This window comes from Brevibacterium oceani (assembly GCF_013623835.1).
GTDB lineage: Bacteria > Actinomycetota > Actinomycetes > Actinomycetales > Brevibacteriaceae > Brevibacterium > Brevibacterium oceani.
The window spans coordinates 653,070-668,197 of record NZ_JABKDE010000002.1; the positions used below are offsets into that span (position 1 = coordinate 653,070).

A 15,128-nucleotide genomic window follows, 5' to 3' on the forward strand; every position below is an offset into this window, starting at 1 on the left:
AGCTCCCTGGTTCTCAACGCAGTGGGTTGTCGAGCTGGGACAGCCGCAGCAGGCGGCAGGTGTCATACGTGGGGCCGCAGACGATGAACACGGTGAACGCCACCGCATGCTCCGAGGTCACCTGCTCGTCGTTCCAGGTCCCGGTGCGGTGGCGGGTGCCCTCGATCGTGTAGGCGACGGTGCCAGGAGCGAGCTGGCCGGGCTGGGCCTGCTCCACCGCCTCACCCCACGCTTCCGGCACGAACAGGTTGTCGATGGTGAGGTGCTGGGCGGTGGCGTACTGGCGCAGCTCCAGCCAGGCGTCCCGGCTGGGGAGGTAGGCGGCGACATCGGAGGCGAGGCCGGCCTGCTCCGCACCGGAGGGGTCACCCACGGCGAGGACCACGCTGCTGTAGTCCAAGGGCATTAACCCCGAGGCGGTGTCCCACGCGAACAACGCGGTGGCGACGTTGCCGGCGAAGGTCTCCGGGTCATCCGACGCCTCGACTTCCGGCAGCCGCGGTGTCCAGGTCGGCGTGGGCTCACCAGGAGTGGTGACCGCCGGCCCCGATGGTGTGCCGCCGTCGTGGTCGGGGTCGCGATCGCTCGTGGGCGGTCCGGTCAGGAGGCCGTAGACCCCGATCCCGGCGAGTACCACGATCGCCACGAGCGCGGCGATGAGTGCGATGAGCCGGTGACGGGAACGAGGATCAGAGGCGGCGAGTGGGGTCTTCATACCCGACAGGTGCGCGCACCCTTCCCTCACCCTCAGTGCGACAGTCAGAGGGCCCGCAGATGACCGCGCGCCGAGGGGGCGTCGTCGGCCGCCCGACTATCACGGGCGGCGCGCAGCTCCTCGGCGAACCCACTGGTGCCTTCGGCCGTGTCCAAGAAGCCCGCGATCTGCTCCTCGCTCAGCTCGGCGGCGAGCTGAGCGACGTCGTAGTGGGTCCACCACTCGGTCAGCTCGCCCCAGGTGTGGATGAACGCCCGCACCGGATACCGCACCGGCTCACCATCCACACCGATCAGCGGCACCGGACGCGACACCGCCGCCGTGCCCTTCTGCTTCTTGGCGGCTCTGGCGCGAGCGACGGCCTCGTCGGCCATCTGGTGCAGGTCGGCCTCCCGCGCATCCTGCGCGGCGATCGCCGCGTCGCGGACGGCCTGGAAGATCGGGTGCACCGGGGCGCCGCCCTCGATCCGCTCCAGCCCCGCCTGTGCCTCAGTGCGCAGGCTCTCGGGCTGTGCGGGGTCGGCGACGATCTGTTCGAGGTAGCCGATCTTCTCCATCGTCTTGTAGGACGCGCCGCCAGGGATCATCGCCGCCGCCTGCTCGTCCGCGCGGCCGAGCGGCGTCTCCAACGGGGCGGTAAAATTTCCCTCCCCGTTCCACCGGGGTTGATACTGCGAGCTGAACCGGGTCGCGGCCTCACGCCGGGCGGCATCTTCGGCCATCACCTGCTTCAACTCCCGATACAGGGCGGCAGCCTCACGCTGGGTGAGCGGCTTGTGGAGCATGTTGTCGTCCTGCTCGGCCAACAACTGCCCGAGCCGGTCGGAGAGTCCGGAGCGGACCCACACGTTCACCTTCTTCTCCCCAAGCCTCTTGATCGCCGCGAGCCTCCTCGCGCCGCAGACGATCACGCCGTCCGGGGTGACGGTGATGGGCTGCAACAGTCCGTCGCGGTCGATGGAAGCGGCGAGTTCGTCGATGTCGCCCAGCTCGGTACGGTGCCGGCGGCCGACCCGGATGGAATCGACCGTCCACTCCAGCTCGATATGTCCTGGATCGAAGCTCACCGCCGCTCACCCCCCGCGTGACGGCGCCGCGGTGCGGCGAGGGACAGGGAGAGCACGAGGTCGTCATCGCGCAGCAGCACCGGCAGCGTCTCGCCGATCAGCAGCCGCAGCAGCACGCCTTTGCCCGCACTGGTGGCGGCGTAGGCGGGGTGCGGGTTGCCGAGCAGTGCCCGCAGCAGCACCGTCCACGAGGCGCGGGGCAGGTCGAGCAGGGCGCGCGCATGCCGGTCTCGCCGCAGGCTCTCATAGGCAGACTGCCGCGTACCGACCCGCATCAGCGCCCCGCAGACATGCTCCACCGACGCCCGCGCGGTCTCCGGTGCCCAGCCCAGCAGGCACAACAGCCCGATGGCATCCTCGCTCGCCGACTCAGCCGACATGCACGCCCGATCCGAACCGCCGGAACCGCCACCGTCGCCCGCATCGGCGCTGGTGTCCGTCTCGGCGTCTGCCGAGCTGGGGTCGGTGACGTGGAAGGCCGGGTGATAGTCCGTCAGCGGGTTGTCGCGATCGCCGAACCGCTCCGGGTCGTGGAACGCCGACACGTGCGGACGGCGGGCTTGGTGGACCGAGCAGAGCAGTCCTTGGGCGCGTTCCTCGAAGATGCAGGTGATCCGCACCCCGTGAGTGACCATCGCCCACGGATCGTCAGCGCGCCGGGTCGAGTCGTATTGCATCGCGTCGAACGCCGCCGACGCGGCCTCCCACGGGTCCAGGCCGTGCTTGCGCGCCAATGGCGTGTACTTCTGCGCGGCGTAGGCCATCAGATCCCGCGCCGCCGGGTCGGAGGCCCATGCCCCCTCGCCCGCCTCGTGCAGCCGGTTCAGCAGAGTCCGCAGGCCCTCACCGGTCGTGAAGTCCTCGCCGGCTTCGTCGTGGTCGTGGTGTGTCGTGGTGGTCATGGCCGGTCACCTGGTCATCCCGACACCCGAGCGCACCGGACCCGTGAGGCTGGTGGCGCTGCGGCCGAAGGCGGACAGCGGCGGCAAACGGCGCGCCCGGTCGGCGAGGTCGTGCATCCGGTTCGCGATCGGGGCGCGGGCGCGGCGGGCCAGTTCGGCCTCGAAGTCGATACCCCGCCCCGACAGCGTCGCCCCGTGCCGGGCGATCAGATCGGTGGGCCGCACCCACTCCACACCCCGCGCCCGCCTCCCATGTCCGAGCGTGCCCTGTTCGCCGTCGCGGCGGACGTGGGCGGCTTCCACCGCATCCGGCGTACTGGTCGCGTCGACCGGTCCGCGCTCACGTTCAGGCTCAGGGGCCGGCCGTCGCCGCTCGTGCTGTTCGTGTTGTTCGTGTGGGTTCCCGTTCATCGGGTCTCCTCCTCACCATCGTTGCTGTCAGCAAGGTGCGCACCGGCGAACCAGCGCCCGACCGTGGACGGGTGCACACCGAGTTCGCGGGCGATGCGCTTGTTCGACCAACCCCGCCGCCGCAGCTCGGCCGCCCGGCTCCTGCGCTCCAGTGCAGGTGCGGACGTAGACGTGTCGGGCACGTTCCTGCCCGCCCTATGAGCTGGCTCGCCCGCGGTGTGCGGTGCGGTCAGCTCCCGCGGCTGTGACGGCGCCGGTGCGTCGAGGACTGAACGGTTCGGCGCCGCGGGGCCGACTGCTTCATCGGGGCCGCCGGTGTCGGGTGTGGGGCGGATGAGGATGACGGTCAAGTGGGTGATTGCCAACAGCACGACCGGTGGCACCGCCGCCACCGATGCGGCGAGTACGCCGGGCACGTCGGCGTCGGCGGCGAACACGGCGTGGATCGCATTCGCGGTCACCGACACCGCGGCGCCGCCGATCAGCAGCACCCACGGATACCAGGCCGACTTGTGGCCGGCGAGTGCGACGACGGCGACGGTCGCGACGACGATGATGCCGTCCACGATCAGCGGCCACGCCCACGCCTGCCCCGCACCCACCCCGGACCTTGCGGCCAGGTCCGCCAACGCGGTGAAGGAGAGCCAGAAGGCGCCGGCGGCGATGAACACCGTCCCCGACACCGCCGTCACCACTGCCCACCGGCGCCCCGCCGTCCTGCTCGCGACCGTGCTGCTCGTGATCGGGGTGGTCATCACAGCCCCCGCGCCCTCGACGGCGCCGGAGTCGGATTGGCATCGCGGCTGAACCAGCCGTCCGCGGCCAGCGGCGAGGAACCCCGCACCCGCGACGACCCATCGCGTGCGTCACGCCGGGCGGGTGCGGGGTGGACGGTGCGCCGTGGTGGCGATTTCGCGGTCTCCGAGCCCGGCGTGACCGGCGGCCGCGGTCAGCACATCGAGCGCATCGGAGGCGGGGAGCCCATTTTCCGCGAGTCGGCACGCTGCCCAGAACAGGCCGCGGTTCCGCTCGCCTTCGCCGCGGGCCGCGACCCACGCCGCCAGCCGGGACACGTCCATATCGACGTCCCGATCCACACCGCCAGTCGCAGGACGGCTCGGTGTGGGGCGGGGGTCGAGGAAGTCTCGCAGCCGCGGAGCGTCCAGGGTGCTGGCGGGGCCGGTGTTGACCTGCTCGACCTGGTACCCGCTTGTGGTGCCCTCGATGGAGCGGAGCGAGGGCGGGACGATGATGTAGCCGCCGTCGCCTCGGAAGTCGATCCCCGCGCGGGCCACCTGCCACGACCGCTGCTCCGAGCCGGGCGCTGCCGGATAGTAGGCGTGCATCCCGCCCGTGGGCGTGCGCACCACCAGCTCCCACCCGTCCACCAGTCCCGCACGGCCGGCGCGGTCGAAGCCGGCGCGGCCATCGACCGGACCGTGGACATCGATATCCACCACGGCCGCGCCCGAGGCGGCGCCGGTGGGAACGCCGATGTTCGCGCCCGGCGACTGCCGCCACCACGCCTCGATCTGATCCAGGTTGGTGGTGGCGTCGTGGAAGCCATGCTCGGTCGCCGGCCGCTTCCCATACGGGGCGCAGGGGAACACCGACACTCCGGCGCGGGCGAACTCGCGCGCGGCCGCCGACAGCGGCCATGCCCCGCTCATCCGCAACAGGACCGAGGAGACGGCGCCGTGCTCGACCATCACAGCCCCCGCCCCTCGAACGCCGGCACCGGGACGGGTCGCGCACCTGGTTCAGGCAACGACGCCACCCGCCGCGGAGCAGTCGGCTCGGCTGCCGGTCGCGCATGTGCGGGTGTCTCGCGGTGGGTCGCGTCCCGGTCCAGACTCGGTGGGGTGCCGTCGGCGATCTGCACCGTGTCGAGCTGGTCCAGGATCGCCATGGCGGTCTTACGGACCCGCTCACCGGTCGCCTTGACCACCTCGACTGGCTCTTTCCCATCGACCCGCGCGGCCCAAGTCGAGACGTACGGGATCGTGTAACCCGACGTGTCCATCCCGTGGGCGGCGCCGATCATCAGCGCGACGGACTCGGCTTCGACCTCGCCGATCCCGCGATGCTGCCGCGCTTCCTCGGCGTCGGGGCCGTGGAGGAGGACGTGGCCGAGTTCGTGGGCGAGGGTCTTGACCTGTGCCGCGGGGTCCATGTTCTCCCGCACCGCCACCGTGTTCGCGGTGTAATCGGTCATCCCGTTCGCGCCGTGGATCATCCCCTCGTGGGGCACCCGCAGCACCGTGAAGCCGGCCGCCTCGACCTGCGCCGCCAGGCCGTCCCACAACCCGGCGGGCGCCTGGCCTTCCAGCAGCCGCGGCGCCGGGGGTTCGGGGATCGGGTCGCCAGTGGTCTGCGAGGCGTCCCACACGTAGGCCGGGCGGACGCCGACCATCTTGGAGCGCACCACTTCACCGGCACGCGGCTTCTCGCCCTTCCCCAGACGGCGCCAGGAGTCCGCGTCCGCGGGGTTGGCCGAGGCGAACCGGCCGGTCACTGGTGCCAGAATCTGGTAGCCGGGCTGGCCCTTCTCCACCTGCCGGCCGAGGGCTTGCCACTGCCGGTACCCGGCCACGTACGACGGGAACGGTTCCGGCACCCGGCCCTGCTCATAGGCACCCTGATGCTGCACCCAGATCAGCAGGGTGTTGTTGAAGCTCCTTGACCGGAACCGGGCAGCGAACGCCAGCGCCCTTGCCCAATCCGGGCCGGACACGAGTTGTTCGACCGCGCCGGTCAGCTTCTCGTGCAGCTCGTCGAGCTTCGCTTCCCGCGCCTGGCGGGCCTCCTGCCTCGTTGCCATCTGCTCTGGCCTCCTCCCGGCATAGACCACGCGCCCCAGGACAGGGCGGCGGTGCACCAACGAGGTGCGCCAGGAGAACCAGCAGGTATGTCGAGACGGTCAGCGAACTACGAGGTCGGTAGGTTGGCCGTCAGGAGAACTCGTGGTGCGCCTGACGTAGGACATACCGGCCTACCTGTTATCCCCAGCTCTGTGGGGTTCGGCGCTGGGATGCTCCCGATATCCCGCTCATGATGCTCAGATCGGGAGCGGCTTTCAGCGAGCGCGAAGAGCAAGTTGCCGGTACCGAGTGGGCGTGAGCCCAACGTACTTGCGGAACTGCTGGGCGGCGTGTCCGCGGCTGCGCCAACCGACCTCCCGCATCGCGGCCTCGATCGGCAGATCGGTCTCCCGCAACGACCTGGCCAGGTACTCGGCACGCAGCATCGTCAGATACGCCAGCGGTGTCTTACCGTAGGCATCGGTGAACACCCGGCTCAGCTGCGACGGCGACAGATGCACTCGTTTGGCTAGAGCATCGAGGGTCCAGCGCTCCGCCGGTGCCCGATGGAGCAACTCAGCAGCACTACGCGCCTCGGCGCGCACCGGCTCGAAGCGGCGACTCCGTGGCAGCGTGGGCCGGATATGCGCACGCTGCGACGCCGATATCCGCACCGGGGAAGCTCTGATGTACGGAGCGACCACGTGCGCGATGTTGAACCACAGCGCCTGCATTCGGTAGAAGTTCCGGGCGAAGTCACCGTCTGTACTCAGCGCTACCAGCTCATCCAGCCACGGTGTCAGCATCCCCATCCCGTTCTCGTCCAGCCGGATAACCTGGGCGGGCTCGGTATACACGGCTGCGACGAACTGTTGAGCTGTCAACCGATCCGCGAGGACCGATGCATATTGCCAGTACACCTGGTCGACCACGTAGTCGGAGTCGAGATAGACGGTGGTGACCGTGACGTGGTCCTCTGGTTCGCTACCGCAGAGAACGTTGGGCGCGAACAGCACGATGTCACCGACTCTGACCGGACGAGTGCCAAACGCACTGTGCACGATGGCCGAGCCATCACGGACCGCTACCAACTTCACACAGTCGAATGCCTGGGGTTTCATTACACAACAGGCGGCGCGATTCTTTGCCACGATCGGTCGAAACTTTGTCGTGTCCCAGGGCCTGAGCCACACCTTTGCGCCTTCGCTTATACCGCTCTCCTTTCCGAGCTTGTCCGAAACGGCCGAGGTGCTATCGATGGTTGTCATGACGTCATGCCCTGTCTTAGTTGCAGCGAGGGCGCTCTTGCTCTTGGGCGCTAGAAGTCCCTTCTTGCGCGGTTGGCCCGTGTCGCCGCGACGGCGACTTTGGTCAGGTTGGGCCAGGTCGGCTTGGTGAGGTAGCGGCTGTTGGCGATGAGGAGGCGGTCGAAGGCGACCCTGGTGGTCTGGAGGAAGTGGTTGGCGGCGATGAAGTCGTCGTAGAGGACGGCCTTCTCGACGTTCTCGTAGTTGAGTGCGTTTCCGAAGTTGCCTCGTCCGGAGACGAACTCCTTGCCCTCTTCGTTGCCTCCCCAGATCAGGTACGGGCTGCCGAAGATCATCGGTGGGACGGCGTTGACCGCGACTGCGCCGTAGGAGAGGTCGTTGATGGCGTGGTCGAACGCGGTCTGGTTGGCCTTGCGGGTGTCGTCGTCGATGATGACCATCGCGGCCAGGCTGCCGAGGAGCTGGTCGTTGCAGAACTCGACCGCGGCAGGCAGGAAGTCGGCCGCGTTCGCGGGGACGTCGAGTGGTACCTCGGTGTTGATGAGGCAGAAGGCTTCGTTGTTGGTCGCGAAGCTCTCGGGGGCGGCGCCGGTGATGAGGAGCGTGTCGCTGTGGGGGTACTTGCCGTCCTCGGCAGGCAGGACGTCGGCGTCGGGATGGGCGGCGAGGAAGCGCTCCGTGACCTCGTCGCTGCCGGGGTAGAACATGCTGACGGCCGGTGTGAGTTCGGTAAAGGCCTTGCGGACCGCGTCGAGGAACTCCTCACGCTGCGGCCAGTGCCGCGAGGTGACGAGGGTCTGGGCGCGGCCGCAGATCGCGCCGCCGTTCATCTTGGCCTGGGAGGCGAACTGGACGGCGTGGTGCTCGATCTCCTTGGCAGTCCACGGTCGGTCGCCGGGAACCACGATGCTGGGGTTGTTGCCGCCGCACTCGGACACGAGGGGAGTGTCGGTTGCGTCCATGATCGCTTCGGCGGTCTCGGTACCCCCGGTGAAGTAGATGGCGGTCAGCCCGTCCAACGTGGTCAGTACGCGGCTCTGGTCGACATCGCAGAACGCGAGGGCGCCGATGTCGACGAGTGGTGCGAAGATCTTCTGCCACACCGCGTCGGTGGCCACGTTCAAGCGGTGGGGCTTGTGGATGGCCGCCTTGTTCTCCCAGAACAGCGCCTTCAGTGTCTCCAGTGAGGAGCTGTAGTTCCCGGCGCCGAGGACTGCGATCACGCCGGCCGGCTTGTCGAGGGGGTTGACCTGCCGCGGTGTTCCCTTCACGTGCAGGTGCCCGCGCTGGGCACCTCCGGCGATCCTGTCCTTCAACGTCTGTGGGAAAACCTCGACGTCGTATCGATCTCCGCCGAGGGGGGTGGTGCTCTTCGCGGTCAACATCGTGCCGGCTGCGATCGACTTGTAGAGATCGATGGTGGCGGCCACCACGCCGCCCATGGGACCGATGGTGCCGAACACGCCGTAGCCGTCGAGGTACTGCGGCTCGCCCACGATGTCGTTGCGCATCTGCTTGTCCGCAGCGCCGAGTTCCATCGCGTGGGTGAGCATGTTGTCCTGCACCTGTTTGAGCAGTTCGAGCCGGTCGCTGATCGAGGTAGCGGCCCACTTCTCGGAGTTCAGGCTGTTGTAGGCGTCCTGCGCATTCATGTCGTTCTCCGTGTCGTCGTTGATGATGAGTTGCGCGGGAGAGGGTTTCGCCCCGCGCGTCTGTCGCTCGTGGGTGTCAGTGGAGGGCGGTGCGCAGGGTGTCCTGGGCAAGCTTGATCGCGGCGTTCGCAGCGTCGGTCGAACGCAGCGCGTTGAGCATCACGAAGTCGTGGATGATGCCGCCGAACCGCACCTGCGTCACCGGCACGCCCGCCTCGCGAAGCTTGGCCGCGTACGCCTCGCCCTCGTCGCGCAGCACGTCAGCCTCCGCGGTGATCACCAGCGCCGGCGGCAGTCCCTGGAGCTGCTCGGTGGTGGCGCGCAGCGGGGAGGCGTAGATCTCCTCACGCTGGGCGTCGTTCTCGGTGTACTGGTCCCAGAACCACTGCATCCCCGCGCGATAGAGGAAGTAGTGCTCGGCGAACTGGCGGTAGGAGCCGGTCTCGAAGTCGGCGTTGGTCACCGGGTAGAAGAGCACCTGGTGCTTGATGTCGACGTCCCCGCGCTCCTTGGCCATCAGGGTCAGGACGGCGGTCATGTTGCCCCCGACCGAGTCACCGGCGGCGGCGAAGCGGGTCGCGTCGAGGCCCTTCTCCGCACCGTGGGCGAAGACCCACTGGGCCGCGGTGTAGTTCTGCTCGATCGCAGTGGGGTACTTGGCCTCGGGCGAGAGGTCGTACTCGGGGAAGACCACAGCGGCCCCGGCACCCACGGCAAGCTCGCGAACCAGGCGGTCGTGGGTGTGCGCGTTGCCGAACACCCACCCAGCGCCGTGGATGTAGAAGACCACGGGCAGGGTGCCGGTCGCACCGGCGGGCCTGACGATGCGGACGCGAACTTCGCCGGTGGGACCGCCCTCGACCGTGATCCACTCCTCGTCGATGTCCGGCTTGTCGATCTCACTGGACTGGACCTCGTCGACGGTCGCGCGACCCTCTTCGGGGGGCAGCTGGAACAGGAACGGCGGGCTGTCGGTGTCCTTGGCGAACTGCACTGCCTCGGGCTCCAGTTCGGGCTTGATCTCACTCATCGTGCGTCTCCTTCGTCATGGTCGATGTACGGCGTCTTGGTCTGTCAGTGGGTCGCTCTCAGGCGGATGTCATGCGCGCTCCGTGCGCGACCGGGACACGGTTGCGCGGTCGCCCAGAATCTCGACCAGGCGGGCTGCCTGAGCATCGACGGCCTGGGGTCCATTCCCGGTGAGCACGTCGTGCTCGGCATCCCAGATCACCTTCACCGCGGTCGGGTTGAGGTTGAGGTTGACGTCGTAGCCGGCCTCCTTGAGGGCGACGTCGACGTAGTAGGTGAGCCGGGTCTTCTGACCGGGCACCTTCGGGTACTGCGAGGCGAGCATGAACCTCTCGCCCCACCTGGGCACGGTCGTGATGCTGGCGCCCTTGAACTCGTGGTCCTCACTGACCTGAACCGTTCCGTCCGCGCCGACCCGGTAGCGGCCGGAGGTCAGCGCGATCGGTGCGTGACAGATCAGCGAAATGGGCACGTCGGCCTCACGAAGGGTGTGAAGCAGCTCGCCCATCAGCGGGTTGTCGTGGAAATCGACCATCGGGGCGTGCCCGCCGGGCATATGTACGAAGTCGAAGTCGGCCAGGGCGAACTCGTCGCTGGGGTCACGATCCATGGCGAGCAGCTGCTCGATCGAGTGGTACCTCTCCTCTGGTACTTCCTTGAAGCTCGCGAGAACCCCGGCGCGAATGGATACCGCCTCACGATCGGTCTTGGGCAGTGGCTCGGAGACCGGGAGTCGTCCGAGGTGCCGGCGGGCGAGGGCCAGCTCGGCTTCGCGCCGCTTGAGAAGCTCGGGGTTCTTCTCCCGCAGTCGCTCGGGGCTGAGCTTCTCGGCGTCGGTCTGGATCGTGTGGCGTGCCGTGGCCGGCCCGAGGTCGCCGGCGGCGTGGAAGTTCAGCGCAAGCCCGTTGATGTCCAGCTGGGGAACCTCCCCGTCAGGGGTGGCGAGGATGAAGTCGTGGGTCTCTTCGAACTGGGCCATCACGGCGGCAAGCTCGACGAGGAAGAACCCGGTCGAGATCCCGGGATGGTCCGCGGGCTCGGTCAGTGGCAGGCGTTTGGCGGAGGAGAGGACTATCAGCGCCTTCGGGCGCTCAGTGCGGGGTGCCATGGCGTTTCCTTAGAAGGGTTCTCGTGGTGGTTGGTGCTCAGGCGGGCACGCCCGAGGCGCGCTTGATCAGGGCGTCGAACGCGCGGTCCGGAAGCACCCGGCTGAGCCACACCATCGGGCGAGCCCCGAAACCGATCCGGTAGCGCGTGCGTGGCCGACGCGCCGTCGCCGCCTTCGTCACCGCGTTGGCGACCACGGTCGGGGGACTGGTCATCCGCGCACCCGGCTGTGAGCTGCTGTCGAGGGATGCGGCCATCGCGTTGGCCTGTTCGGCGTAGGGGCCATGGCCGGAGGTCGCACGAAGCTTGTCCGCAGCGATGCTGCCCCAGTCGGTCTGGATCGATCCCGGCTCGATGAGGACGACATTGATGCCGAAGCGCTTGAGTTCAAGGCGTATGGCGTCGCTGAGGCCCTCGACGGCGTACTTGCTGGCGTGGTACCAGGCGCCCATGGGTGTGGCGAAGCGACCGCCCATCGAACTGATGTTGATGACCGTGCCGTTGCGCTGGGCGCGCATCGTCGGCAGCACCAGCTGGGTGAGCCGTGCCAGGCCAAGGACGTTGACGTCCAGCTGGGCCTGCGCCTCGCCCAAGGGGACCTCTTCGAGTGCTCCGTAGGAGCCGTAGCCCGCGTTGTTGACCAGCACGTCGATACGCCCTTCCGCGGCGAGGATGGTGCGAACGGCGTCCGAGGTGGACGCTTCGTCGGTCACGTCGAGGGCGATGGTGCGCACGCCTGCTTCGCGCAGGGATGCCATTCGCTCGGTGCGACGAGCGGCGGCATACACGATGAATCCCGCCTTCTGGAGTCGCAGCGCGGTGACCTCGCCGATCCCGGATGAGCCCCCGGTGACGAGGGCGATCTTCTGGCTCATGTCTTGTTCCCCTTGCTCCTTGGCTGAGTCGGTCTCGATGCGGACCTAACGGACCGCAGGTCTGTAATTTAACAGACCGACGGTCTAGAAACAAGAGACCTGCAGTCTGTAAGATGTTCGGGTGAGCACCTTCCAACGCGCCAGGAGCGAGGAGCAGCGCGAGATCAGGCGCCAGGCGATCCTGGAGACGACCGCGGCGATGCTGAGCGAGATGCCGCTATCGCAGATCAGCCTCAACGAGCTGAGCCGTCGCGTCGGCCTTGCCAAGTCCAACGTCCTTCGCTACTTCGAGTCGCGGGAGGCCATCCTCTTGGAGCTTCTCTCGCTGCTCGCCCGGGACTTCCTGACCGACGTCATGCAGCAGTTGCCCGATACCCTCGACAAGGACGAGCCCCCCCGGGCCAGGTCCGAAGCGGTCGCATCCGCGCTCGCCGCCTCGTTCGCGACCCACTCGATGCTGTGCGAACTGCTTAGTGCCCAGGCCGGTGTCCTCGAACACAACGTTTCGAGTGAAGCCGCTGCCAGGTACAAGCGCGGCGCCCGCGACAGCGTCGGCGGCTTCGCCACGCTCCTTCGCGAGATGCTTCCCGAGCTCAGCGACCAAGATGCCGCCGAAGCCGCTAGCACCATCGTCGTCCTCGTCGGCGCCATCTGGACCCACACTCACCCCGCCGACGCGCTCCGAGAGGCCTACGACGCGGACCCGTCCCTGGAGTTCCTAGCCGCCGGATTCCCGGGCGCACTCGAACGGGCGATCGCAGTATTCCTTCTCGGACTCATCGCCACGCACTCGACCGGCGCGTAGGAGTAGCGAGTGTGAGCCCGTAGCCACCTGGCGAGCGCGACCATCAAACTCGGCCCACGCGTCTTGCAGATCAAGGCGTCAACCAAAGTTGACAGCGTGTTGGCGCGGGTCGGCGCCTGCTCACCTGACCGTCGAAAGGCGGTGGCGCCCGGTGACGGTTTCGATGCGCGTGATGAGCGCGGGTGACGGCTACAAGTACCTGCTGCGCACCGTCGCGGCCGCAGACGGCGACCGCGAGCTGTCCACGCCTCTCACGAGGTACTACGTGGAGGCGGGAACACCACCGGGCCAGTGGCTCGGGTCCGGTGTCGCCGCGATCGGCAAGGGGCAGCTCGCCGCTGGGGATCGGGTGTCGGAGGCCCAGCTCCAGCTTTTGATGGGCATGGGCCGTGACCAGATCACCGGCGACCCGCTCGGTCGCGCGTTCCCCGCCTACCAGTCGGTGGCGGAGCGGATCGAGGCTCGGATCGCCGACCTGGACCCCGACCTGAGCCCTGGCGCGAAGGGCGACGCGGTCGCGCAGATCGAGGCCGAGGAAACCGAGCGCGGCAAGCGCCGAGCGGTGGCCGGGTTCGACTTCACCTTCTCGATCCCGAAGTCTGCCTCAGCGTTGTGGGCGGTCGCGGACGCGGGCATGCAGGCGCTCATCGGTGAAGCGCATCATCGGGCGGTTGCGGAGGTGGTTGCGTTCATGGAGCGCGAGGTTGTAGCCACCCGCGCGGGTGCAACCGCCGGTGACGGTGCTGTTGCACAGGTCGATGTCACCGGGCTGGTGGCGACGGCGTTCGATCACTTCGACTCCCGCGCCGGCGACCCTCACCTGCACACCCACGTCGTCATCTCCAACAAGGTTCAGACCGCGTTCGACGGCAAGTGGCGATCGCTCGATGGGCGGCCGATGCACGCCGCCGTGGTCGCGCTGTCGGAGCTGCATGAGGCGGTGTTCGCCGACCACATGACCCGCACCTTCGGCGTGGAATGGGAGGCGCGCGACATGGGCCGGGACCGCAACCCGGCATGGGCGATCAGCACTGTGCCGGAGGAGCTGGTGGCCGAGTTCTCCACCCGTGCCCGGCACATCGACGCCGAGAAGAACAGACTCATCGCCGAGTACGTCGCCCGGCACGGCCGCCAGCCCTCCACCGCAACCGTCATCAAGCTCCGCGCCCAAGCCACCCTCGCCACACGTCCCGAGAAGGAGGTCCGGTCGCTGGCCGACCTCACCGCCGAGTGGCGCACCCGCGCGAGCGGGGTGCTCGGGCAGGACGCCACTGGCTGGGCACGTGCGGTGACGGACTACCACAAGGCGCTGCTGCTGCGCGCCGACGACGTACCGCTCGATGCCATCGGCGAACTCGGGCAGGCAGTGGTCGGCGTCGTGGGTGAGAAGCGGTCGACGTGGCGGCGGTGGAACCTGATGGCCGAGGCATCTCGGCAGACGATGGGCTGGCGCTTCGCCACCACGCACGAACGGGAAGCCGTGGTGGGGATGATCGCCGACGCCGCCGAAGCCGCCTCGCTCCGGTTGACAACGCCCGACCTCGCCACCAGCCCGGCCGCGTTCCGGCGGGTGGACGGCACCAGCGTGTTCCGGCCCAAGCACTCGACCGTGTTCTCCTCCGAGCTGCTGCTCGCGGCCGAGGACCGGCTGCTCGACCGCTCCCGCACCCTGACCGCGCCCACCGTCCCGGTGGCGACGGTGGAGAAGATCACCGCCCGTCCCGATGCCGAGGGGCGGATGCTCGGCGAGGACCAGGCCGACGCGCTCATGAAGATCGCCGTCTCCAAACGCGTCCTCGATGTGCTCGTCGGGCCTGCCGGTGCCGGGAAGACCACAGCCATGAACGCGCTGCGCCGCGCGTGGGAGACCGAGCACGGCGCCGAGTCCGTCGTCGGGCTCGCACCGTCTGCCGTGGCCGCGCAGGTGCTCGCAGACGACCTGGGAATCGCTACAGAGAACACGGCGAAGTGGTGGCAGAACCACCTCGTCCGCGGCGAGGACTTCAAGGCGGGCCAACTCGTCATCATCGACGAAGCCTCCCTCGCCGGCACCCTCTCGTTGGACCGCATCACGCACCTGGCCGAACGGGCCGGGGCGAAGGTGCTTCTGGTGGGCGACTTCGCCCAGCTCCAGTCCGTCGACGCCGGCGGCGCCTTCGGGCTCGTCATGGGTGATCGTGACGATGCGCCCGAGCTGGTCGACGTGCACCGGTTCACCAACGAGTGGGAGAAGACCGCCTCCCTCGCCCTCCGTCACGGCCGCACGCAGGTCATCGACACCTACCTTGACCACGACCGCATCCGCGACGGTGACGCCGATGCGATGACCGACGCCGCCTACACCGCTTGGCGCGCCGACCGGGAGCACGGGTTGATGTCAAGCCCCGGGTTTCGTAGAGGCTCCTTTTCTTGGTTTCCTAAGCAGCCGCGGACTCTGTCGCGGACTGGTTGATCCATTCGGAATGGACCTCGGTCGGCGGTCGGTAGTCAATCGCT

The 15,128-nt window shown here is 68.4% G+C and carries 13 protein-coding genes and 1 pseudogene; 2 read left to right on the forward strand and 12 right to left on the reverse strand.

What is annotated here, in order from left to right:
* Positions 1-13 precede the first annotated feature (13 nt).
* The 12 genes from HK401_RS06465 to HK401_RS06520 form a co-directional block, all read right to left on the reverse strand.
* Positions 14-715, reverse strand: a complete 702-nt coding sequence (locus tag HK401_RS06465) for a hypothetical protein (protein WP_181273815.1) — start codon at positions 713-715, stop codon at positions 14-16.
* Between the two features lie 44 nt (positions 716-759).
* Positions 760-1,782, reverse strand: coding sequence for a ParB N-terminal domain-containing protein (locus HK401_RS06470; RefSeq protein WP_181273816.1), 1,023 nt, complete (start codon positions 1,780-1,782; stop codon positions 760-762).
* Positions 1,779-2,684 (reverse strand): hypothetical protein, encoded by a 906-nt coding sequence (locus HK401_RS06475; protein ID WP_181273817.1) that lies wholly within the window; start codon positions 2,682-2,684, stop codon positions 1,779-1,781. The genes HK401_RS06470 and HK401_RS06475 overlap by 4 nt, the downstream gene beginning before the upstream one ends.
* A 6-nt stretch (positions 2,685-2,690) precedes the next feature.
* Positions 2,691-3,095, reverse strand: coding sequence for a hypothetical protein (locus HK401_RS06480; RefSeq protein ID WP_181273818.1), 405 nt, complete (start codon positions 3,093-3,095; stop codon positions 2,691-2,693).
* Positions 3,092-3,850 carry a DUF2637 domain-containing protein gene (locus tag HK401_RS06485; protein WP_181273819.1) on the reverse strand — a complete coding sequence of 253 codons (759 nt, stop codon included), beginning with the start codon at positions 3,848-3,850 and terminating at the stop codon, positions 3,092-3,094. Before HK401_RS06485 ends, HK401_RS06480 begins: the two co-directional genes overlap by 4 nt.
* Before the next feature lie 111 nt (positions 3,851-3,961).
* The gene (locus HK401_RS06490) at positions 3,962-4,804 is read right to left on the reverse strand and encodes a bifunctional DNA primase/polymerase (protein ID WP_181273820.1); all 843 of its coding nucleotides are present in this window, start codon (positions 4,802-4,804) and stop codon (positions 3,962-3,964) included.
* Positions 4,804-5,916 carry an ArdC-like ssDNA-binding domain-containing protein gene (locus tag HK401_RS06495; protein WP_181273821.1) on the reverse strand — a complete coding sequence of 371 codons (1,113 nt, stop codon included), beginning with the start codon at positions 5,914-5,916 and terminating at the stop codon, positions 4,804-4,806. The genes HK401_RS06490 and HK401_RS06495 overlap by 1 nt, the downstream gene beginning before the upstream one ends.
* A gap of 255 nt (positions 5,917-6,171) precedes the next feature.
* The gene (locus HK401_RS06500; RefSeq protein WP_181273871.1) at positions 6,172-7,017 is read right to left on the reverse strand and encodes a helix-turn-helix domain-containing protein; all 846 of its coding nucleotides are present in this window, start codon (positions 7,015-7,017) and stop codon (positions 6,172-6,174) included.
* 197 nt (positions 7,018-7,214) lie between these two features.
* Positions 7,215-8,816: an aldehyde dehydrogenase family protein gene (locus HK401_RS06505; protein WP_181273822.1), complete on the reverse strand. Its 1,602-nt coding sequence runs from the start codon at positions 8,814-8,816 to the stop codon at positions 7,215-7,217.
* A gap of 76 nt (positions 8,817-8,892) precedes the next feature.
* Entirely contained in the window at positions 8,893-9,846 is a 954-nt protein-coding gene (locus tag HK401_RS06510; RefSeq protein ID WP_181273823.1) for an alpha/beta hydrolase, read from the reverse strand.
* A gap of 69 nt (positions 9,847-9,915) precedes the next feature.
* Positions 9,916-10,953, reverse strand: coding sequence for a DJ-1/PfpI family protein (locus tag HK401_RS06515; protein WP_181273824.1), 1,038 nt, complete (start codon positions 10,951-10,953; stop codon positions 9,916-9,918).
* 37 nt (positions 10,954-10,990) lie between these two features.
* Positions 10,991-11,827, reverse strand: a complete 837-nt coding sequence (locus HK401_RS06520) for an oxidoreductase (RefSeq protein ID WP_181273825.1) — start codon at positions 11,825-11,827, stop codon at positions 10,991-10,993.
* 121 nt (positions 11,828-11,948) lie between these two features.
* Between HK401_RS06520 and HK401_RS06525 the strand changes: the two genes are divergently transcribed.
* Positions 11,949-12,632 (forward strand): TetR/AcrR family transcriptional regulator, encoded by a 684-nt coding sequence (locus HK401_RS06525; RefSeq protein WP_181273826.1) that lies wholly within the window; start codon positions 11,949-11,951, stop codon positions 12,630-12,632.
* A gap of 163 nt (positions 12,633-12,795) precedes the next feature.
* Positions 12,796-15,012 (forward strand): annotated as a pseudogene (gene mobF / locus HK401_RS06530) (MobF family relaxase); the annotation flags it as partial.
* Positions 15,013-15,128 lie beyond the last annotated feature (116 nt).